The 22,668-nt window shown below is 40.7% G+C and carries 18 protein-coding genes and 1 riboswitch; of the genes, 4 read left to right on the top strand and 14 right to left on the bottom strand.

What is annotated here, in order from left to right; genetic code table 11:
- Positions 1 to 159: 159 nt before the first annotated feature.
- The 3 genes from AC3IRT_RS10975 to tssD all read right to left on the bottom strand — a co-directional run bounded on the left by AC3IRT_RS10975 (position 160) and on the right by tssD (position 2,142).
- Entirely contained in the window at positions 160 to 483 is a 324-nt protein-coding gene (locus AC3IRT_RS10975; RefSeq protein ID WP_489393295.1) for a DUF4870 domain-containing protein, read from the bottom strand.
- Positions 484 to 608: 125 nt separating this feature from the next.
- Positions 609 to 1,628, bottom strand: coding sequence for a hypothetical protein (locus tag AC3IRT_RS10970; protein ID WP_489393294.1), 1,020 nt, complete (start codon positions 1,626 to 1,628; stop codon positions 609 to 611).
- Positions 1,629 to 1,635: 7 nt separating this feature from the next.
- On the bottom strand, positions 1,636 to 2,142 hold the full coding sequence (tssD, locus tag AC3IRT_RS10965) for a type VI secretion system tube protein TssD (RefSeq protein WP_489393293.1): 507 nt from the start codon (positions 2,140 to 2,142) through the stop codon (positions 1,636 to 1,638).
- A gap of 314 nt (positions 2,143 to 2,456) precedes the next feature.
- Here tssD and AC3IRT_RS10960 point away from each other — a divergent pair, with 314 nt between their 5' ends.
- Complete coding sequence (locus AC3IRT_RS10960) at positions 2,457 to 3,422, top strand: SMP-30/gluconolactonase/LRE family protein (protein ID WP_489393292.1); 966 nt, start codon at positions 2,457 to 2,459, stop codon at positions 3,420 to 3,422.
- Positions 3,423 to 3,508: 86 nt separating this feature from the next.
- Here the strand turns inward: AC3IRT_RS10960 and AC3IRT_RS10955 are convergent, their stop codons facing one another.
- From AC3IRT_RS10955 to AC3IRT_RS10940, 4 genes are all read right to left on the bottom strand, one after another.
- Complete coding sequence (locus AC3IRT_RS10955) at positions 3,509 to 4,582, bottom strand: phytase (RefSeq protein WP_489393291.1); 1,074 nt, start codon at positions 4,580 to 4,582, stop codon at positions 3,509 to 3,511.
- A gap of 22 nt (positions 4,583 to 4,604) precedes the next feature.
- Positions 4,605 to 5,609, bottom strand: a complete 1,005-nt coding sequence (locus tag AC3IRT_RS10950) for a purple acid phosphatase family protein (protein ID WP_489393290.1) — start codon at positions 5,607 to 5,609, stop codon at positions 4,605 to 4,607.
- 79 nt (positions 5,610 to 5,688) lie between these two features.
- Positions 5,689 to 8,490 (bottom strand): TonB-dependent receptor, encoded by a 2,802-nt coding sequence (locus tag AC3IRT_RS10945; protein WP_489393289.1) that lies wholly within the window; start codon positions 8,488 to 8,490, stop codon positions 5,689 to 5,691.
- A gap of 195 nt (positions 8,491 to 8,685) precedes the next feature.
- Positions 8,686 to 11,487, bottom strand: coding sequence for a TonB-dependent receptor (locus AC3IRT_RS10940; RefSeq protein ID WP_489393288.1), 2,802 nt, complete (start codon positions 11,485 to 11,487; stop codon positions 8,686 to 8,688).
- 271 nt (positions 11,488 to 11,758) lie between these two features.
- On the opposite strand from AC3IRT_RS10940, the gene AC3IRT_RS10935 reads away from it, so the two are divergent.
- Both AC3IRT_RS10935 and AC3IRT_RS10930 read left to right on the top strand, forming a co-directional pair.
- Positions 11,759 to 12,484: a dienelactone hydrolase family protein gene (locus tag AC3IRT_RS10935; RefSeq protein WP_489393287.1), complete on the top strand. Its 726-nt coding sequence runs from the start codon at positions 11,759 to 11,761 to the stop codon at positions 12,482 to 12,484.
- 6 nt (positions 12,485 to 12,490) lie between these two features.
- Positions 12,491 to 13,582, top strand: a complete 1,092-nt coding sequence (locus AC3IRT_RS10930) for an L-dopachrome tautomerase-related protein (protein ID WP_489393286.1) — start codon at positions 12,491 to 12,493, stop codon at positions 13,580 to 13,582.
- Between the two features lie 184 nt (positions 13,583 to 13,766).
- Here AC3IRT_RS10930 and AC3IRT_RS10925 read toward each other — a convergent pair whose 3' ends face one another.
- From AC3IRT_RS10925 to AC3IRT_RS10905, 5 genes are all read right to left on the bottom strand, one after another.
- The gene (locus AC3IRT_RS10925) at positions 13,767 to 14,381 is read right to left on the bottom strand and encodes a deoxynucleoside kinase (protein ID WP_489393285.1); all 615 of its coding nucleotides are present in this window, start codon (positions 14,379 to 14,381) and stop codon (positions 13,767 to 13,769) included.
- Position 14,382: 1 nt separating this feature from the next.
- Positions 14,383 to 15,378 (bottom strand): tryptophan--tRNA ligase, encoded by a 996-nt coding sequence (trpS, locus tag AC3IRT_RS10920; protein ID WP_489393284.1) that lies wholly within the window; start codon positions 15,376 to 15,378, stop codon positions 14,383 to 14,385.
- Between the two features lie 40 nt (positions 15,379 to 15,418).
- Positions 15,419 to 17,974, bottom strand: a complete 2,556-nt coding sequence (locus AC3IRT_RS10915) for a DUF5686 family protein (RefSeq protein WP_489393283.1) — start codon at positions 17,972 to 17,974, stop codon at positions 15,419 to 15,421.
- 839 nt (positions 17,975 to 18,813) lie between these two features.
- A complete protein-coding gene (locus tag AC3IRT_RS10910; protein ID WP_489393282.1) occupies positions 18,814 to 18,990 on the bottom strand; it encodes a hypothetical protein in 177 nt (58 codons plus the stop codon).
- Between the two features lie 264 nt (positions 18,991 to 19,254).
- Positions 19,255 to 19,779, bottom strand: a complete 525-nt coding sequence (locus tag AC3IRT_RS10905) for a hypothetical protein (protein WP_489393281.1) — start codon at positions 19,777 to 19,779, stop codon at positions 19,255 to 19,257.
- 350 nt (positions 19,780 to 20,129) lie between these two features.
- Here AC3IRT_RS10905 and AC3IRT_RS10900 point away from each other — a divergent pair, with 350 nt between their 5' ends.
- Positions 20,130 to 21,260 (top strand): DUF2891 domain-containing protein, encoded by a 1,131-nt coding sequence (locus tag AC3IRT_RS10900; RefSeq protein WP_489393280.1) that lies wholly within the window; start codon positions 20,130 to 20,132, stop codon positions 21,258 to 21,260.
- Positions 21,261 to 21,269: 9 nt separating this feature from the next.
- On the opposite strand, the gene AC3IRT_RS10895 is transcribed toward AC3IRT_RS10900, so the two are convergent.
- Positions 21,270 to 21,539, bottom strand: a complete 270-nt coding sequence (locus AC3IRT_RS10895) for a 5-oxoprolinase (protein WP_489393279.1) — start codon at positions 21,537 to 21,539, stop codon at positions 21,270 to 21,272.
- A gap of 46 nt (positions 21,540 to 21,585) precedes the next feature.
- A riboswitch (SAM-I-IV-variant riboswitch) is annotated at positions 21,586 to 21,682 on the bottom strand.
- Between the two features lie 37 nt (positions 21,683 to 21,719).
- Entirely contained in the window at positions 21,720 to 22,598 is an 879-nt protein-coding gene (locus tag AC3IRT_RS10890) for a DUF72 domain-containing protein (RefSeq protein WP_489393278.1), read from the bottom strand.
- Positions 22,599 to 22,668 lie beyond the last annotated feature (70 nt).

The following is a 22,668-nucleotide window of genomic DNA, read 5'->3' as shown; positions in this document are numbered from 1 at the left end:
TCAAAAGCATACATTGTCAAAACGTTAGATCGGCAATTTTCGAAAACGTGTAGTCCGCCCTTAAATGAAGTTTGTCTTCTACATCGGAACATGATAATAGATTCCTCCAATCGCCCGCTCGCTTAGTATGGTCTTATGGTATAATAGATACTTAGGAGATTAATCTAGAAATGTAAATTGATCTTCAAACAAATGTCCGATCAGCGGCAGTGGTTTGCGAACTTGATTAACGGCATTCAAGATGCCAAGCACGATAAAAATCACGAAGATGATACCGATAATGTTGGTAATAAATGCTAACGCAGCAATAACACTAACCAACAGGTATCCTACCGCGTTGATGATCACGCTTGTCAATAGCAAACCGAAACCTTGTTTCAAGTGATAAAGACTTAAACTGTCGCGTTGATCTTTACCAAGAAAATAGGCGATAAACCATAAAATGCCGAGATAACTTAAAATGGATTGGGTTTTAGAGTTCATGTTTTTCTTTTTAAGGTGATGTAAATGGAAGTTTGTTACCGTGAATATAATATATGTCTTGCAATTTATGATTTGATAAGCTATTATTCAATACGTCCTTATATCTAAGCGCCAACAAAATCAACTTAAGCCAATTCTTCCTTAGAAAAGGTGGTGTCTGACAGGAGCATTACCTGATTAAACTCTTGAATAAAGCGTTCGACGTTCTTTACGCGGTAATAAGAAGCAACTTCTAATTCAATCACCTTATTGCTTTTCGGTACATCCACGAAATGTAGATGTACCGAAGTACCTGTGTAGATCATATTAGTGGTGTGACGTACAGCCTGTACTCCTAAAAAATGATCAAAACGATATTCTTTATTCATGTAAGAAAAAAGTGCTGTCCTTTTCAAAGTGCGCTGTTGAGGATCAAAGATAAATTTGATAAAAACACTGTTGACAAAAACAACAATCAGCAATAAGATAAATACCTGTGCAATATGGATACCGATGGTTTTCTCGGATACGTCTAAGGCAATCCATAGCGACATGGTGATAAATAATAACCCATACAACACATTCGATAACTTAGCGCCTTGCACCACATATTGATCTCCGTCTTGCTGGAAATATCGCAACGAAGTCACCGACACTGCTTCTGGATTGTGTAATTTTTCGTGCTGATCGAAGAACGCATGTATTTCAGGAATCACCTCGCTCACAAAAGCTAGTGCATTTTTATCATTTGCTTTGCTATATCCTGATGTTACGGCAATGCCTCGGCCATATCGCGCTTTTTTACGGAACAATTTGTAGCTATAGCCACCTAATCCACTCTGATTAACTACATTGATACCGTGTAATTCGCTAAACGGAATACGTCTAGTTGTAATTATTCCTAACCATTTATGATATAGTATACCCGATTGATTATCAAAAATTAAACAATTCCGAGTCGATGTGCCGAAAATAATGACAAATAGTAGCCAAGGCAAAGCGATTGGCCACAGCGACTTCAAATTTTCATGCTGATTATAAAGCAGAACGAACAATCCAATCCCCAGCAACAATAAGAAAATAGCTATCATGCTGAACTTCCGTTGAGGGTAAAGCACAATACGGTTAGGTGTGATCTCCCAACGTGTTTGATAAAAACGTTTCATACAGGTCTTACTGCTCGATGTTTATACCGTTGACAGCGATCTCTTTACAACTAAAAGTCATCGCAGAATTGCCGTACGATTCACCATAGGTAGACATTTGCTGTGAAAAACTCTGCACAGCAGCATCTTTGAAGGTAATTATGCGGTCTGGCGTGCGCGCGAAGGTGTCTACAACGGTTATTTTGCCATCAAAGCGCGTCTGTTTTTTAGAGAATACGCGCAGCATATCATCACTGATTTGATGTGCATCTACACCGAGGTAAATGTTGCCACCATAGTAATCGGTTGTCGTCGCTTTAACAGTATCTTTCGCTGTTAACGCCGCTGTCTCCACATTATCAGGGTTACGAGAGAATGAAGTACTGACTCCTGTCAGATCTGTTACAATTTCTTTTCCTTCGAAAGTGATGGTCAACTGTATTTTTGTCCGATTTTCATTTTGTTGGGCAAAACCTTGAGTGGTCACGATACTCAAAAATGAGAGCATCAAGATAATTACAAATGGTTGTTTCATAAATTGACGATAGATAGTGAATTTTTGTAATCACAATAATTATTCCATAAAAGACCTAAAAAGGCGGTTTGCAACCGGATCTATTCTACCTATATAGTCCACAAAATCTATGTGCTGACCTGCTTAATTCTTAAGTGCCGACAGAATCTGACTGCACTTCTACTAAATTAGTTGTAATGTAGAATTTTATAGTTTAAGCGGCGTTTAAATTCAACGCCTTCAACATATCAGTGCGAAAGACTTGCATGCTTTAGCCGTGAAAGTTATATTTGATATATATGACGTTGATTAGATACATTTTATGCAGCTTTTTCATGCTCCTTTCTTTTTTAGCAAAAGGTCAGACTTATTCTACAATTGGAAAAATAGAGAGCTTTGATCCCATCTTCAAAAATATCATTGATCCTGATCAAGTCATAGAAATATTGGCAGATAATATGAAATGGGCTGAAGGCCCAGTTTGGGTGCCTGAGCATGACTTTTTGCTATGCAGTGACCCAACACGGAATACCATCTATAAATGGAGTGTTGACAATGGTTTTCAACCTTTTTTAATGCCGTCCGGTTATACAGGTGTGCATCCCTATAGCAGTGAGCCGGGTTCCAATGGTTTATTAATTAATCACGCTGGTGAACTTGTTGCTTGCGAACACGGAGATCGACGTATCTCAAAGATGTCTTTAAGCAGCGGCGGTAAGGTTACGCTCGCAGATTCATGGGACGGTAAACGATTGAGTTCACCGAATGACATTTGTCAGCAAAGTGATGGATCTTACTTTTTCACAGATCCGCCTTATGGTTTGCCAGATCGCGATTCAGACACCACCAATCGAGAAATTGATCAAGATGGCGTATATAAGATATCGCCAGATGGCGAGGTCGAGCAGATTATCTCCAATGTGCAAAAGCCAAATGGCATAGCTTTGTCGCCGGATGAGTCGACATTATATGTTGCTTTGAGTGATCCCAAGAAACCTTATTTACTAGCTTACGCATTAGCAGAGGGGAAGATCATCGGATCTGGCAAAGTTTTATTTGATTTTAGTACGCATTTTTCAGAAGAAGGAGCAGTGCCCGATGGCTTTAAAGTGGATGATCAGGGGAATATATTTGTCGGAGCGGGCAAAGGAGTTGCTGTAATTAGCAAAGAAGGAAAACTACTAGGTCGTATACATATCGGTGTAGCAACAGCAAATTGTGCTTTTGGAGTTGATAATTGGTTATACATCACCGCTTCGAATTATTTGCTCCGTGTTAGGCTCAATACTCTTTCACGGTAGCCATTTTCCGGCCATTGTCATTATACCGTTCAAAAAAAATGGGCTTATCGTTTCTGATAAGCCCATTTTAATATAGACCGTAGGATTTATTTTTTTACGGGATTATTATCAATCCATTGCTGGATGATACGCCAATCGTAATAATGGAATATGCGGCTGTTGCTCATTGTCACCAACATGCCTTCTGGGAATTTTGGCCCAAGATTTAAGTTGATCGCATCGGCACCATCGCACTCTACGGCAGATACGGGGATTTCGGAAAGCAAGATATGCGCGTGTGGATCAGCCGCTGTTCCTGCTCTATCGTATACTAAGAAAGAGTTTTTCTGTTGGTCTGATACCAAGATATATCCAGCGCCATTTTCCTTTTTATAAATCGCAATACCTTCGTGATCGCGCAAAGCATCTTTTTGACCAAAGAAAGCTAATTCATCATTGCCACGAGCAGGATCAGCGTAATACTTGCGAATGCCAGCCGTTTCGTCTGAATAGTACACGTAGCCCAACTCATTATCTACGGCAATCGCTTCAATCTCTTTATTGCCACTGTACGTGCCAAATTTGCGAACTACTTCGCCCCGTACAATGCCGTCTTGATCTGCAGAAAGTTTGTATTGCCAAAGGTAAGTGCCCGAAGGACCAGTCTTGCGTCCTACAATAGCATAAATCGTGTGGTTGGTAGAATCCGCTTTATGCGTGTATAAGGCGATACCCATGCCATCGCGCTCGTCTTCGCCTTGCTCGCCTTCAAAAATTTGAATGCCACCATTGTCGATTGGTTTCAAGTCAGGCAGAGAAAAGATGCGGATCGTATTTGATTTCCGCTCTGTCGTAACAGCAATATCGGTTTTTACGGCATTGATGTCCAAACCATAGGCCACGTCTACATTATTTGGGCGTTGCATATCTAAAAATTTATTGACGATTTTTCCTTCCAGATCATAGAGGTATAGACCGCCGCCTACTTCCTTATCCGTACCGATCACCAGACTTTTGGTTGGATCAGTAGGATGTATCCAAAACGCAGGATCGTCTGTGTCGTGTTCCGTTGGTTCAGTTATGATTGTTGGTTTTAATGCGTTGGGAGCGACGCTGGCTAAGCGATCGCCACAAGAAGTTAGCAAACAAATCGCTAAGCTAAAGGTGATTATTTGTTTCATTTGTGTTTGTTAAAAAAGTAGATTATTTATTCGAGTTGTGCTTATATAGTACAGCAGCCCCTTTAGGATCTGCTTTCACAACGTGAACCGTCAATTGGTTTTCCACGATAGAAAATGTCATAAAGCCGGGTTCTGTGGCTGCGAAGATCGTGCCTTCACGTTCGCCGGATTGGCGCACCTCGCTGCCTGCGCCAGAAAGATATTGCGTGGTATATCGGCCAACTGGCTTGATGATTTGCAGATCGTGTTCATGGCCGCAGATATACGCATCCACCTTATATTTGTCAAATAGATCGGCAAACTGCTGCTCGAAAAGTTTCGTGTCTGTACTTTCTTTGCGTACGCCTCCACTGTAGAGTGGATGATGACCTAAAACGACTTTCCACGTGATCGAAGGATCATTCTTGGCGAGTTCGTTTTCCAGCCATTGGCGTTGCGCGGCTGTATCTTGCTCGGCAATTTGAAGGTATTTTTCTGGATTTTTGTGATAGCTCTTGATGAATGGATTGGTGTCGATTACAAGCATTTGCAATTTTTTGCCATTTTCCAATTCAAATGTCTTGCTATAGTAGCGATCAGGCATATTCCATCTTCTGCTCACCTGAGAATAATCGATCTGTGCCTGAACATTACCGCGGTAATCATGATTACCCAAAGCCACATACCAAGGGCGGTACAAGCTGGGATCTTTATAAATCTCTTCAAAAGAGGAGATCCAATGATAATCGCGCGTGCTCTGTACGCCATCTGGATAAAAATTATCACCGACAGACAGAATAAAATCCGCATCGAGCACGACCGTAGCTTGTCCCATTTCCCGAGCTACATCGCGCTGGTAATAATCTCCCACACGACCAAAATCGCCGACTACCACGAAGTTGAAGCTATCTTCCTGATAGGTGATGCCTGGAATATTCTTTCCGGAATAACCCGTTTGTTTTTCGTACTCAAAAGGAGTTACCTGCTCTTGCGCATGGCCGGATAGGCATACGCCGATCGTTAAGAATGTAAATAGTAGTTGTTTCATGTTCGTTATCGTGTTTAAAGCAAATGCAACAAAACCGAAGTTTTGTTGCATGGTGTTGAGTCATGGTATTAGCGAGGTATTACAGGTCAAACTTAAGACCAAGTGTATATCTTGCACGGTAATATTCTAACTGCATCATACGCTCTGTGGTACCTTGATAGTAACGCAAAGGCTGGTTTGTCAAGTTATTGGCCTCAGCAAAAATACGCAGTTTCGGAGTGATCTTGTAAGACGCATTCGCATCTAAGAAAAACTGCTTATCGTAATAGGCATCATTAAACGCCGATGCACCAATTTCATCCAGATATGCTGCCGCAAAGTTACTTGACAAACGTGCTGAGAAGCGACTATTCTCCCACGAGATAGACGCATTGAACATATGCGGAGCAGTTCTTGGAAGACCAAGACCCGTACGCTCTTCACCATCGTCGTTGGTAATGCCTTTTGCTACTGATTTGATGTACGTATAGTTAGCATATACACCAAAACCTTTTAAAAACTTACCCGGTAAGAAATCCAATTGACGTTGGAAAGCCACTTCCAATCCATATACATCCACGTTTTCGCCATTACGTGCTTGCACAAATGTCCATTGGTCGGTAGCATTTACAGGAATAGGATTGGAGATTCCTGGAAATGCGCTGGCAAACTTCGCATTCGTATAATTCACATCGCTATAATTGTAAATGAAGTTTTTCATTCGTTTATAGAAAACACCTCCAGACACCAAGCCGACATTTTGGAAATAGTTTTCCGCCATAAAGTCGAAGTTGTGCGAGTAAGTCGCTTTCAAGTTCGGGTTACCAGCCGTAATCTCTCTTTCTTCTGGAACACTGTTTACATAAGGCGCTAGAGCGTAGTAGTTTGGTCTAGCTAAGCTTGTAGTGTATGCAACGCGCAAGATAAAATCATTGGTGACATCATGTTTGAAAGAGATGCTTGGCAGAATGTTTACATAGCTGTTTTTATTGTTGACAGCACCCAGCAAATCTTCTTCACCTTCTACATAGTTACCTGTATAGTCAATCTTGGTCAATTCCATACGGGCTCCAATAATCATGGAAGTGCGTTCGGTGATGTTTTGATCCCAACGTACATAATTGGCAAAGATCAACTCTTTCGCATTGTAATTTACGGCTAAGTACTCGTCTGGTTTTGTGGTTTGGGTAAATAAAGCTGGATTTGCAAAGTCTAATCCGCCTAGAAAACGTTTATCGACAAACGATCCCGGCGTGTATTGACTACCAGCAGCGTAGTTGTCACCGCTCCAATTCTCCAACGGCAGCGTACTCATATTTCCAAAAGCCGTAGTTGGCTTGTAGTTATAAAAGATATTGTCACGTGATTTCGTTTTAGCACGCAAGCGCGTACCTACGCGGATACGACCTTTTTGTTCGGATATGACACTAAACGGAAAACGTACATTGGCTTTAAATCCAAATTCGTCTTCAGCCGTATAGTTATGGTTTTCTGTTAATTGATGCAGGTTGAAGATAGAGTTATCTTGGTATGGATCTACGACCATTGGCCTGTATGTATCGCTCAAATCTTGGTCTAGGCGTATTTTGTCAGGCGATTGGTATTGTATATAGCGTTCGTTAGGACGATCTTCCAACGCTTTGGAATAACTAGCTGCCCAGTCCAGATCTACAACAGAGCTTAGCAAATGCTCTCCTTTGACAGAGAAATTCATTACCTTCTGTGTTTCTAATCGCGTATTGTCATTCTGGCTGTTTCCGATACCGCCTTTAGTCTGTCTACGCACACGTCCGGTATAACTTTGAATATCATCATTCCAAGTCAGCCCAGTGTATCTCGTACGGTAACGGTTCTCACGATCATCACGCCAGTTGTAGATAGCGTTCAACTCGATGCGGTTACGAGAGTCAATTTCATAATCTGTTGCCAAGGATACGCTTCGGCGAATCCGTTGTACATCGTACTTGCGGATATCCATTTCGCTCATCGCAATACGTCCGTCTTGGTCTCTCCAAGTCGCTTCTACATTATCCGAACCAAAGTTTTGCGCTTGCAAAGTACCACTTACTACGACGCCTAGCTTATTATCCATAAAGCGATTTCCATAAACTAAAGCGCCATTATACAAACCTTTTCCGCGAATAGGCGCGTAGCCGCCACTCATCGTCGCCGAAAAACGTTGCTTGTTTGGTACGGCGCGTGTAACCAAATTTACCGATCCACCAATGGCATCAGCATCCATATCTGGTGTGAGCGTTTTATTGACTTCAATGCTAGAAATCATGTCAGCAGGAATCAAATCCATTTGCACGTTGCGGTTATCGCCTTCGGCGGATGGAATACGGTCGCCATTGATCGTCACCGAGTTCAATTCAGGAGAAAGACCACGTATAATGATGTTGCGGGCTTCGCCCTGATCATTTTGCATCGTGATGCCGGGTACACGTTTTAGGGCATCACCAATATTCTGATCTGGGAAGCGACCTACCTGATCAGAGGAAATAATATTCGTGATGTTGCTATTATTTTTTTGCTGGTTCAAGGCTTTTGCCTGTCCTTTGGCAATATCACCAATCACACTGATTTCATCCAGTGAATGACTTAATGGCTGAAGCAAGATCTGCAAATTTTCTTGTTTACCATTGGTCGTAACCTCTTTTCTGTACACTTGGTAACCCATGTAATTTACGGTAATGGTATAGGTGCCAACAGGCACGCCTAAGAATTCGAATGATCCCGTCGCATCAGACACGGTGTGTCGATTAGTTTCTTCTAGTCGAAGCGTAGCGCCCGGTAACGAAAAGCTATCAGTAGCATCAAGTACTTTTCCTTTTAAGATGGTGGTTTGCGCAAACGCACTGGAACACAGTAGTAGTAAGGCAAACGTGTAGAATAATTTCATGTAGGTATCTGATTTTCCACAAAACTATTACCTCTACAATAAGTGTGAGTTATTTACGTGTTAAGCTTAAGTTAAGCATAGTGTAGATGAACCGATTTTTAGACTCATTTCGTATCAGATGTGATTTTAATTTACATTTTTTATGTGGTCAGCGTGAACAAATAGTTAGCTCATATAATTTCTATACGTGAAAAATCACAAATCAACCTTAATACCTAGTGTATACCGCGCGCGATAATACTCTAACTGCATCATACGTTCTCTGCTTCCTTGGTAGTATCGCAATGGTTGATTGGTAAGGTTGGTGGCTTCTGCGAAAATCCGTAGTTGCGGTCTGATTTTGAATGCCGCGTTCGCATCTAAGAAAAATTGCTTGTCGTAATATACATCTTCAAAATACGTTCCCCCAATACCATCCAGATATGCTGCCGCAAAATTGCTCGACACGCGCGCGAGGAAACGTTGGTTTTCCCAAGATATCGATCCGTTGAACATATGAGGAGCTGTTTTTGGCAAAGCAAGACCGGCACGATCTTCTCCATCCACAATCGTAATACCTTTAGCAATAGATTTTATATAAGTATAGTTCGTGTACACCCCAAAACCCTTTAAGAACTTGCCCGGAAGAAAATCCAATTGTCGCTGAAAAGCGATTTCCGTGCCGTATAAATCGACAGAACGGCCGTTGCGCGATTGTCTAAAAGTCCATCTGTCTATATCATTGGCGTTGATTGGATTGGGTAGATTTGGAAAGTCAGCGGCAAACTTTTCGCTCGTATAGTTCAAATCTCTGTATCGATAGACAAAGTTTCGCAAACGCTTGTAGAATATCCCACCAGAAACTAAACCAATATTTTTGAAATAATTTTCGGCCATCAAATCATAGTTGGTAGCGTAGGTTGCTCGCAGATTTGGATTGCCTGCCTCGATGTTTCTATCTTCCGGAAGACTATTTACAAATGGCGCTAAGGCGTAATAATTCGGGCGAGCCAAACTGGTTGTAATAGCGGCACGTAAAATGAAATCATCTGTAACCTGATGCTTTATTGTGATGCTGGGTAGCACCGTCAAATAACGATTTCTGTTGCTGATGGTTTCTAAAAGATCTTGTTCATCTTGCACGTAGTTGCCGGTATATTCTAGCCTCGTCCATTCTAGACGTGCACCGATAATTACGGCGGTACGATCCGTAATGTTTTGATCCCAACGCACATAATTCGCGAATATCAATTCTCTAGCATTGTAATTGACGGCTAAAAACTCCGAAGGATCTGGAACTTCCGAAAACAAATCTGGATTCGTCAAATCCAACCCACCCAAAAATTGCCTCTCTACAAACGAACCGGGCGTGTATTGGCTGCCTGGGCCAAAGTTTTCCCCAGACCAGTTCACTAAAGGTAAAGTACTCATATTACCGAACGGCGGAATAGCGGTGTATCGATAGAATATATTGTCGCGCATCTTTGTTTTGGCGCGTAAGCGCGTACCGATCCTAAGTCGACCTTTCTGATCTGTAATGACACTCAGTGGAAACCGAATGTTCGCTTTAAATCCAAATTCATCTTCTTCAGTATAGTTATGATTTTCCGTTAATCGATGAAATGTAAACTGTGAGTAATCTTGATAATTGTCTACTACAAAGGGCTTGTAAGGATCACTTATGTCTTGATCGAGGCGAATGTTATTCGGCGATTGGTATTGAATATAGCGCTCATTGGGTCGCTCTTCCAACGCTTTAGAATAGCTTGCTGTCCAGTCAAAGTCAAGTGATGAAGTGAGTAAGTGCTCGCCTCGGGCAGAGAAGTTCATCACTTTTTGCGTTTCCAGACGGGTATTCCTAGTGGCGTTATTATCCAAACCGGCTTTGGTTTGCCGGCGCACACGACCCGTATAACTTTGAATATTCTCATTCCAGATCATGTTATTGTACCGCGTTCGGTAGCGGTTTTCGCGATCATCGCGCCAATTATATATGGCATTGAACTCTACACGATTTCTAGCATTAAACTCATAATCGCTAGCCACGGAGAAACTTCTGCGTATCCGCTGCACGTCATATTGTCGGATGTCCATTTGGCTTAGTCCGATTCGTCCATCCGTGTTGGCCCAGATCGCCTGTATATTGTCCGAACCATAATTTTGTGCTTGTATGGTTCCGCTCATCACGATGCCAAGCTTATTTTCTAAAAACCGATTGCCGTATATCAAGGTGCCATTGTACAATCCTTGTTCCCGAATAGGAGCATATCCACCACTTATCGTAGCCGAAATGCGCTGTTTGTTTGGTGCTGCTCTTGTCACGAGATTGACTGATCCGCCGATAGCATCAGCGTCCATATCAGGCGTGAGCGTTTTATTTACTTCAATACTAGCAATCATATCTGCTGGTATCAAATCCATTTGCACATTGCGGTTATCGCCCTCTGCCGAAGGAATGCGATCGCCATTAATGGTGACAGCGTTTAATTCTGGAGCCATCCCACGCACGATCAAATCCCGGGCTTCGCCCTGATCATTTTGAACCGCAATGCCTGGTACACGTTTTAGTGCGTCGCCAATGTTTTGATCTGGAAAACGACCGACTTGATCCGAAGAAATGATGTTGGTAATATTGGTATTGTTCTTTTGCTGATTCAAAGCCTTGGCTTGGCCTTTGGCCATGTCGCCAATCACGTTTACTTCGTCGAGTTTTCGACCGATCGGTTGTAGCAATATCTGCATGGTCTCTTGTTTGCCGTCGGTCGTAATCTCCTTCTTGTATACTTGATAACCCATGTATTGGACCAAAATCGTATACGTTCCTGCACGCACTGCCAAAAATTCGAACGAGCCCGAGGCATCTGTCACCGTGTGTCGATTGGTGTTTTCCAGGCGGAGTGTAGCACCAGGTAAAGAAAAAAGGTCACTAGCATCTATTACTTTGCCTTTTAGTACAGTGTATTGCGCGTATGCATGGACGCCAAGTGTTAGAAAAAATATAATAAAAATAAATTTCATTATGAGATTATTATTTAACTTCAAAGTTATATTATAGATTAAAAATTTATATTAAGGATCGGTTACGCTTAGGTTAAGATGGGTTATGTTGCACAATGTTTCGTCTTGTCAAGAACGAAATGTGTGAAAAAATAAAAAACCAGATTAATGGTATAAGGCAAACTGTAAAATAATTACTGGTATATATTTTGTGTAATTTTGATAGTTTAGGTAATAAAAATAATAATTCATCTGATTAAATAATTAAGTCATGAAGAAATGCTTCTCCCTTATGTTACTACTAATTATCGGTCACTTATCTATTCAAGCGCAGGAATTAAAACCCGTGGATTATCACGATGGAGATCAAAAACTTTCTGGTTTAGTAACTTCCAATGCTGGTCAGAAACTACCAGGTGTACTCATATTGCCGGCATGGAAAGGGATTGATAAGGAAGCTAAAGCTGCCGCTCTAGCGCTAGAAAAACAAGGTTATATTGCTATAATTGCTGATATATATGGTGAAGGGAATATCCCGGCAGATAATAAGGCAGCCAGCAAAATAGCATCCCAGTACAAAAATGATTATAAAGCCTACCAGCACCGTATTGCGCTTGCTCTAGACGAGCTAAATAAGACTGGAGCGAATGATCAGAAAATAGCGGTAATAGGATATTGTTTTGGTGGTACCGGTACATTGGAAGTGGCTCGGGCCAATATGAAAGTCGATGGTGTGGTTTGTATACACGGAGGTTATGCGAAAGATGCAAAAAGGGTAAATGAAACGATTCATACAAAAGTGCTAGTGGCACATGCTGCTGATGATAAATCCATTTCAAAGGCAGATTACGATTATCTCGTACAGGAATTGAACGATGGTAAGGCAGATTGGCAAATCATTACCTATGCTAATTCGGAACACACCTTTACAAATCCGGCATCCAATGATTATAACCCTGTTATGGCACAGCGAGCATGGGATCATACTTTGTTGTTTTTGAAAGAAATATTAAAATAATTACGAATGAAAACCTATTTAATTTTATTGAGCATAATCTTGCTTTCTCTGCAAAGCTGTATCGATGCAGCGACTGAAAGTGACTTGATCGAAGTTGCGAAATTTGATAAAAGTATGGCCATCGGGCTGAGTGTTAATCATAGTGATCGGCTGTTTGTATCATTCCCTAATTACGATGGTGCGGGCAATCTGGCTTTGGCCGAGGTAATCAATGGTGAGTTGGTGCCTTATCCAGATATGCAATGGAACAGCAAAGGATCTTATGAAAATCATTTTCTGCGTGTACAGGATTTGTTCGTGGATGCCAAGGATTACTTGTGGGTGCTGGATTCCAAACCAGGTACAGCTGGAAACATTTTTGCTGATGGAACAGAAGAAGAGGAAGGTTTATTTAAGTTGTTGAAAATCAATACCCAAACAAATCGGGTTGAAGATACCTTCTTTTTTGACGACTTGGATATGTCTGCCTCCGCACTCAATGATGTGCGTATCGATACGGACAAGAACTTGGCCTATCTTTCTGACCCAGGTTTAGCTTCTATTGTTGTTTTAGATTTACAAACTAAACAATCTCGTAGCGTACTTGCACGTACGGCATTCACACTGGCAGATGATATTGCCTTAGCATATGATGGTGTCAAAATGCAAGATAAAGATGGTCAGCCATTTTCTTCAAATATCAATAGCATTGCCCTTACGCAAGACTTTAAATACTTTTATTTCAAACCCATCAATAAGCAAAACCTGTATCGTATTGAGACGAGCCTTCTAGCCAATCCGCAGCTTAATGATGCCGACTTAAAGGACAAAGTAGAAGATTTGGGTGAGGTGGGCATCACGCATGGAATGATCGCTGATGAACGAGGTAATGTCTATTTTGCTTCATCCGAGGAATATGCGATCGCTTACATTACGCCTGAAGGCGTTAGAAAAATCTTAATTGAAGATCCCAACCTAATATGGTCAGATTCTTTTGGTATCAGCTCAGACAATTACTTGTATTTCACCTGCGCACAATTGCAACGTTTGCCGCAGTGGAATAATGGTGAAGATAAAACGGAGTATCCGTACCGGGCATTTAAAGTAAAATTGCCATGATGAAAGTGTGTCGGTCGCGGACTCATCAGAAAGTAACTTCTATAAAACGTCAGTAGAAGGTTGATCGTTCCATATATAGTCTAAGGAGAATGCCTCAAAATCTCTTTTATAGAAATTTTGGGGCTCACAAGGCTTCAAACTATGCTATGATATGCTCTATATTAACATACCTAGCAAGAAAACCCTAAAACAATCCAAATAATTCTGCTTCAATTTTTTGGATTACCAGGCCTAGATCTTCGGGATTTTGCGCAAAATCCAAATTATCCTTGTCTAAAATCAATAGCTTTCCTTCCTTATAATTACCGATCCATTTTTCGTATTTGTCATTGAGTTTAGAAAGGTAATCTAGGCGAATGCCTGATTCATAGTCGCGGCCGCGTTTTTGTATGTTATTGACCAAAGTAGGTACCGAAGCACGCAAATAGATCAATAAATCTGGTGGTTGGATATAATGTACGATGCTTTGAAAAATATTACTATAATTTTCAAAATCACGGGCAGACATTAAACCCATATCGAAAAGATTCTCCGCAAATATGTAGGCATCTTCATAGATCGTACGATCTTGGATCATGTCGATGCTACGATTTTGCAATTCCACAATATGGCGAAATCGGCTATTCAAGAAGAATATCTGCAAATTGAACGCCCAGCGTTTCATATCGCTATAAAAATCTTCGAGGTATGGGTTATTTTCTACCGCTTCAAACTGCGGTTCATACTTCAGGTGGCGTGCTAGTAACTCCGTTAAGGTTGTCTTGCCAGCACCTATATTTCCTACTACAGCTATATGCATTTTATATCGTCTTCAATCCAATAATTTCACGAACATCTTTAATGGTGCGGTCTGCACTCGCAGCAGCTTTTTCTGCCCCCAATCTAATAACTTTACTCAAATAATCCTCATCGGCAGAGATTTCTTCGATTCGCGAGCGAACGGGTTCCGTAGCTAGAACCATATCTTCCGCTAGCTGCTTTTTGAAGTCTCCGTAGCGAATTGCACATTTGTTGTATAAATCATCAAAATGAGTATACGTATCAGCAGAAGATACTACCTTCATTAAATCAAATAGATTCTGAATCGACTCTGGTTTAGGTTGGTTTTCGCTCGTAGGACCAGAGTCAGATACCGCACGCATTACTTTTTTTCGAATAACATCCGGACTATCCGATAAGTATACACAGCTAGCATCGCCGTTTGATTTACCCATTTTTCCTTGGCCATCTAAACCTGGGATTTTAACCAACTTGTCAGAATAGCTAAAAGCAAAAGATTCTTTAAAATAATCCACTTCATATAACCTATTGAAGCGATTGCCAAATGTACGGGTCATTTCCAGATGCTGCTCCTGATCCTTGCCAACTGGAACTTTTGTAGCGTGGTGAATCAAAATATCACAAGCCATTAATACGGGGTAGGTGAGTAGTCCAGCATTTACATTATCAGGATTGGCTCTTACCTTATCTTTAAAAGCTGTTGCACGTTCCAGTTCACCCAGATAGGCATTCATATTCATGTAAAGATACAATTCAGCTACTTGCGGTACATCAGATTGTACGTAGATAGTCGATTTTTCGGGATCGATGCCAGCTGCTAGGTATTCTACAACTACTTGGCGCACGGTACGGCTCAAATCACCCGGTGTAGGATGCGTGGTCAACGAATGCAAATCTGCAATAAAGAAGAAACAATTGTATTCTTCTTGCATCTTCACAAAGTTGCTCAGCGCCCCATAATAATTGCCGAGGTGTAATTTCCCGGTACTTCTAATTCCACTAACTACGGTTTCCATAATAGTACGAAATTAAGAAAAAATCAGTGCTTCTGAAAGGCTAAAAGTCAAACTTGAATCGAGCACGTATACCCCAAGTGGGTACATTAGGGTGATCAAGGTAAGACAATCGCTTCACTGCATCAACACGTAATATTTTGAAAATATTGGCTACACCAAAACTGGCTTCCATGTATGGAGATCCTTCGAAAGTGTATGAAGATACTACGCCATCTGTATTGCGTTGCCAAGCATACACTTGGTCGGAAATATCTGGATTGTTGCTGTCACGCAAGCCACCGTAGATCCCTTTGAAACTGAAAACCTCTCGCAGTTTTAGTTTTTTTAGTAATGGAATTCTATTGAACAAGAAACCATTCATATAATACTGCACTTGCAAAGCAACATGCTTATCAGATACGAACTCCATAAAGTTCATCAAGTTATAGGAACTTAGCTGATAGGCATACGTTTGATTGGCACGATGTATCGTAAGTAAAGGATAGGGAATGTTGTTTCCGAGAATATATGTACCATCGATATTGACATCTGCATAGCCGAATTGTGAAAGATACACACGTTTGAATGCGGTGGCCATAAAATTATGATAGTTGTATTCTCCATTTAATACGCCCTTGAGCCCTGCTGTATAGTTCAAGGTGAAAATCGGGAATTCATTGAAAATCGGTGTACGATAGGTTTTTCCTTGATAAAATTGCTCATTGGGTGCCCAGCGAATACCTACATTAAACTCCGTAGTATTGAGTTCTGAAACCCTACGTATAGTACCATCGGGTTGCATTTGCTCGTACGAAAGAACACCTGCTGGCATCTGTTTCCACAAATTCAATCCGGAGGTAATGGCAAAATTACCCTCAAATTCTGCTTTATAATCCAAACGGTACTGGTAATTGTACAAGTAACTCAAATCTTCACCCCGCTTGAAGGAAAGCAACACATTATCTTCCTGAATGAAATCTAGATTCTGACCTGGAATCTTGGTGTCGTATGATGCAGAAGCGCGAATATAATGCTGTGGAAATTTGTAAGGGGATCTCTTGTTTAGGGAGTATGTACCACTTACAAAGTATTTCCATTGTTGATCTCTCGTACCGTAGGCACCAAATGCTTCCATATAAAAGCGTTCGCTAAATAATTCCGTAGTACGCCCACCTACACGCAAACGTAATCCTTCTACTGGATTGTACGAATAAAACGTATTGACAGGACCGACCTCTACTGGACCAAATTGCTTATAACCAGAAAGAACGAGAGCGGCGATATCCATAAATCGATTGAACGAAGCCATTGTCTGTAATCCTTCAATGTTCGAGTATACAGTAGCTTCACTTGCTGACAGCGGCTCCGGTCGTATGGTGTTCCAATCGACCGGAGTCTGATCGTCAGTTGGTTTAATATCTTTATTCTTCGCCGTTTGATAGATGCTATCCGGTTGGACAAGTCCGCTAGTGTAATTCTCCAGCATTACCACGCGTGAACCACGAATACCCTTGCCTTTTTCAGTTAGTGAGAATTCAATATCTAGATTGCTTTTCGTCAGATAGTATTTCTCCTGATTGTCCTTGTCAAAGAAAAGCTCGATATTGAGTCCGCGGACAAAATTGAGATTGATCTCTTTGCTCACCGTCATATTGGCATACCTTACGGCGTAATGCCCGTCCATCGTGACGTGGAGTTTGCCTCTAAATAAGAGACTATTTTTATTTCTTGGGAAAAAGCTCAGCTCGACGAGTTGCTCTGCGCCATTTGTAATCGTGTCCGTGATATAAAACCGATAGAAAGTGGGAGCCGTATTGGCGATCGGACTTAAAAATTGATTCGTTAGAATGGTCACGTTGTTATCGTAAATTTCTACTTCATCATACAGGCGCTCCAAATAATTGCTCAAGCCTGAATTATCGACAAAGCGCGCATCAAAATCAGCCTGCTTCTGAGCTATTATCTCTTGAGAAGAGGTTTTAGGATCTTTACGGAAGTAATTCTTCGAATACTTTTCTTCCATAAATGCCGGCAAAATATAGGACGAATCGCTTGTGCCTAACGTGTCCGACTGAAACAGGAACTGATAGTTCTTGAAAATCTTGCGGTTCTTAAACTTTTCGCTAAGATTACTTAACCCCAATACCAATTTCTCATATTGATTATATTCTACATAATCCTGACCTGTTAATCGGTTCTGATCGCGATGTGCTACTACCTGACGAATAAGCTCTACCGCTGGATTATCTTTATTAGAATACTTTACCCTTGGCGCTTTGACAGATACTGCTTCGATCGCATTTTGCGCATATAAGAAAACATCTTCATATTGCTCTTTCTCGTCGCTTAGGTCGACTTCTCGGGAGTCGTATCCGACAGAGCTGACCAATAACTTACGTTGTGGTCCGGTGATTTGCAAGGTGAATTCGCCTCGCTCATTACTAGCCGTGCCATAAGAGGTAAGGCCAACTACGTTGATACTGGCATAAGGAATGGGTTCCAAAGAATAGCCATCTTTGATTTTTCCTGTTATAGTAATCGTTTGGGCAGCGCTAGAAAGCGCTAACAGCATTACCCCAATGAGCGTAAATACTGACTTAAAATATGCATTATTCATATATATAATACTACTATCTGACTATCAGGGTATAATATTCAGTCTGATAAGTAATGCAAAGGAAGTGCTATTTTGCGAAATAAAGAAGCAAGTTTTACACTTTGACTTTTTTATGATAATGGGTCAGTTATTTGGTGTGTAAATCCGAGATTGGAAGCCTCTGCTATGCGAGGTCGGGGGAACTTATTTTAGATATTTTCACCATTTGGAAAGTCTCATGGCTTGAGCATATAGACAGCATAGAAGCTATCAAGATATTTAAATTGCAGCGAACAGGTTACTACTGCTGCGGCAGTACATTAAATATTATCTATGTCTTTTGTCTTAAAAAATGTTAGCTGGAAGCCTTTTATCGCTTGTATCACTGCATTATAGCCCATCGAAGCAACAATCTGAGCTATTCAGCGACTCCATTGGGTGCGTTCAAAAGGGAAAACATCATTTAAATTGTATATTAAAGATTGTTCGCTCCGTTTGTTTCGTGAAGGTAGGAGAGAGATACTTCATGCGAAGCCGCGGTAGGTTACAGCACTTTTATTCTGATGTATTGAAAGTCGCCGTTGACGCTGCTGTCTGTCGTCCAGTAAGAATTGACATGATTCACTGCCGCATACAAATATCCGTCAGCTGCCTATAAAATTTGGATGATTTGTGGCCTTGCATCCAGTTTTTGAAGCTGGCATGCATTACATTATTTATTTTATTGTTGGTAGATATTATTAAATTTTTCCTGTTTCAGCATGAATCTAGAAATCTGATATGACAGCGTTGCTAGGATTTATACTGATTTTTTGCGAGTTGACTACTCAAATGTGACAAGAAATTAGAACTATTTAGATTTACCAAGATTCTTTACCGTCACCATTTTTGTCACCATCCTTTTTTCGTGGCGTAGCCTTTTTCGCTTCACGCGGAGCTTCAGAATGAGCAGCAATCCAGTGCTCGGTTGTAATGGTATCTATTCGAATAACAGGCGCTATGTACTTTGATTTCTTTTGGTCTTTTTTGTCTTTCATGGGTATTGTGGTGCTGGATTCTAAAGATGTTATCCAGAGTTAAAGAGTTAAAGTTTAAAATTATGATTTTTGGGCATTACGTTTAGTAATGTATCTAAATGGACGAAAATTTCCGACCCTCATACCCGTAAATCATAACCTTTTGACATGTTATTGCCAGCCAAAATAGTACAAATAACAAAATCATGTTAGCAAACCTAATATGCTTAATTACGATGTTTTTCGCTAAGTACAAGTAATGAACGGCGCAGAAACAATGTGATTTTACTGGTAGCGTGTGTCAGCTAATTGAACTACAAGATTATTATGCCAGTACAGTTTTAGTATGCTGCTATACGCCTTAAGCATTATTTCACTCCGACCGAAAGAGAATACTTTAGAAATATTACACAAATTTTGTTGTGGATTTTCCTCTTGGGTGTCTTGATTGCCATTAAATAGTTTACTGATGTATGTCTTGCTGTTTTCAAGGGTGTCTTCCAGTTGCAAAATGCCATCTACATGTGTAGTAAGGTGCTTCTTAGCATTGTACTCCGCTTGAGTGTTAATAACAAGTATTATTCGCGTTTTATATTGAAGATTTCGCAGATTTTGAATGCGATCAATAGCCTCTTCTCCTAAAATGTTACTATTGATAAATAAGAACGAAACTGTTTCTGCGCTGAGAATGAGACTTGCCACATCTAGTGTTTCAGCTTCAAGCACTGTAATATCAACAACACATTCTTTTGCTACAAGAATTGTGCTATAGCGGCATAAGCTGCTTGAATCGGCGAATAAGACTTTCATAGTTGTAAGCTAATAAGTGCACTGGAAGTTAATAATGTCATAATTGTTTGTAACGTTAATATTACTAATATATTGATTAATATAGCTAATTTTTGTTATTTTTTTTGATTTAAAAAAAGTATATAATTCATTTAAGATGGTGGAAAATATCCATAGACATATTTTCTTTATAAGGACGCTAATATGTCTTTATTAGCAATTGTCTAGATTTAAGTTCTCTCCATATTTAATTTTACAGTTATCACTCATCCTATTTGATATCTCAACATGTTATAAGGAAATGATTTGTACGCATGAAAAATGTATTTACTATCTTTATAGATTGTACAAATAACTAATTGCCATTAAATATGTTTGCATATTTCAATTTAAATCGCATTTATTTTTTCTTATTAGCTGGGATCGTTAGCGGCTCGCTATTCTCCTGTCAAAATTCTGAACAGGCAAAGGAAGAAGGTAATTCAGTAGAAGCGCATCCAAAATTTGAATTAAGTGCTGAGCAAGCGAAAACAATCTTTGAGATGCCGGTTCACTGTATTACGGTAGAATATCCGAATAAGTTGGGACAATCTATTGGTAGCGATGCAGATCTAAAACCGCCGCGCGTATTGCGGCCTATCTTTTACGGCTGCTATGATTGGCATTCCTCTGTACACGGTTATTGGTCTATCATAAAGCTGCTGAAATCTTTTGATGATCTAGATAGCCAAGGTGAGGTGCGTGCTACATTAAATGCCTTGATTACCGACAATAATGCGGCTATTGAAAAAGCTTTCTTTGAAGATAAACATAACTTATCTTTCGAGCGCACCTACGGGTGGGCGTGGTTATTGAAGCTGCAGGAAGAGTTGTTGACTTGGGAAGATGCGGATGCGAAAAGATGGAGCCAATCCTTGCAACCCATGGTCGATCTTTTGCGCGGCAAATTGTTGGACTATTTGCCCAAATTGGTTTATCCAATTCGCAGTGGCAAGCACGATAATACCGCTTTCGGATTATCCTTGATGTACGATTATGCCCTTACGGCGAATGATCAAGCATTGGCTGATGCCATCACAGAGCACGCGATACGGTTGTATCAAGAAGATAAAAACTGTGATTTCTCTTATGAGCCGAGCGGATCAGACTTTCTTTCGCCCTGTCTGGAAGAAGCCTATTTGATGAGTAAGGTATTGGATAATAAAGCGTATAAAACTTGGCTCAACGAATTTTTGCCGCAAATGTATGCCGAAGATTTTAAATTGGAGCCAGCTATTGTTAAAGATCGCAGCGACGGCCAGTTAGTACATCTCGATGGTTTGAACTATAGCCGAGCTGCTTGTCTGTATGGTATTGCACGCCAAGTTCCTGCATTAGCACATTTGCGTGATATCGCGGATGCACACCTAGACTTTACATTGCCCAACCTCGGTAAAGAGGACGATTATATGGGCTCGCATTGGCTAGGCACATTTGCGCTCTATGCGATCACGCATCAATAAACGACTTCATCAGCAGGCGAGGGGAATCAACGTATTGTCCTCGCCCAACTCTACTGGTACCAGTTGTACGGTTGTGAATCCGTCATCATGTGAAATGATACGGGATAAATTCACGCCTTTGAGTGCGAGGCTATTGAGCACAGCTGTTCTAAAGGCTGCTTTCTGTGTGCCCCACGAAGCATTTCGGACAAGATCGTTATTCAAGTTAACGAGTTCTTTGATAGAGTAATTGTGAAAATTTTGAACCAAATGCTGGTACAGTTCGTGTGGAGTTTGCATACAATAGAATTATTAAAGGTGAAACCATCAATCGTATTCTGAACGGCCATTTAATCTGTTTTGGAATAAATCCCGTATTATTAAAACCACCGTGGTTCTGCGAACTCGGTTGGTATTGCACCGTGCAATTCTAAATACTCTACAAACTTAGTAGACTATTTAGTGAACTCCAAATAAACTTTAAAATAATTTGTCACCATTTGGTAATTTCAAATTCAAGCCAAACGATTTATTCATCAATTGGATAAAATGATCGGCTAGGAGTGGGGATGCTTCCTCCATATTTTGGTGAATGAAGAAATACAACTTTTGTAAACCTGCTTCTCTCCATTCGCCGATGCGCTCCACCCATTCGTCCAAGCGCGTGTAATCCGACGGAACATTGGCACCCACATAACGTACAAAGGCAACAGGCGTGGTGAGTCGCATGTGCAATAAATCTCGCCGTCCGGCGGTATCCACAAGGATGTTGGTTTTATCTGTTTTCTCTAGCAAAGCGAAATAACGCTCGGCGACCTCTTTATCCGCAAACCAACCTTCGTTGCGCACTTCAATAGCGAGGGGATATCCAGCAGGGAAGTTTTCTAGAAAGGATTCCAATCGGTCAAAATCTTTGGGCTTATAGTTATCGTGCATCTGTAGAAATGCCATGCCCAACTTGTCCTCGAATAGTACCGCCGAGTCGACAAATGCTTTTACCTTTTCATCGGTATTCAGCAGGCGGCCATAGTGACTAATGGATTGTGGTATTTTTGGAAAAAATTTGAAATCCTTACCTGTTTTACCTTTCCAAGTTTCTACCTGCTCTTTGGACGGAGAGTTGTAAAACGTGGCATTCAATTCGATCGAATTAAACTTCGTCGCATAATAGGCCAATTCATCTTTAGTACCTCTCGGATAAAATCCTTTCAATTCTTTCTTGTTCCATTTGGCGCAGCCCACATATACTTCAAAAGGCTCATCAGACTGATGCTTTTTTAGTAATTCCAGCGTAGCTGAAGGTGTTTTGGGTAAGGAAAAATCGATGGATGATGGGTCTGTAACGCTGCCAAATTTCATGTCTATTTATTAAGAATAGTGTAAAAGCTAAGGTAAGAAGATTTCGCCGTGTAAAAATCATCCTGAATAT

The organism is Sphingobacterium sp. KH_072 (assembly GCF_057837975.1).
This window is presented reverse-complemented; position numbering and strand designations above follow the sequence as displayed.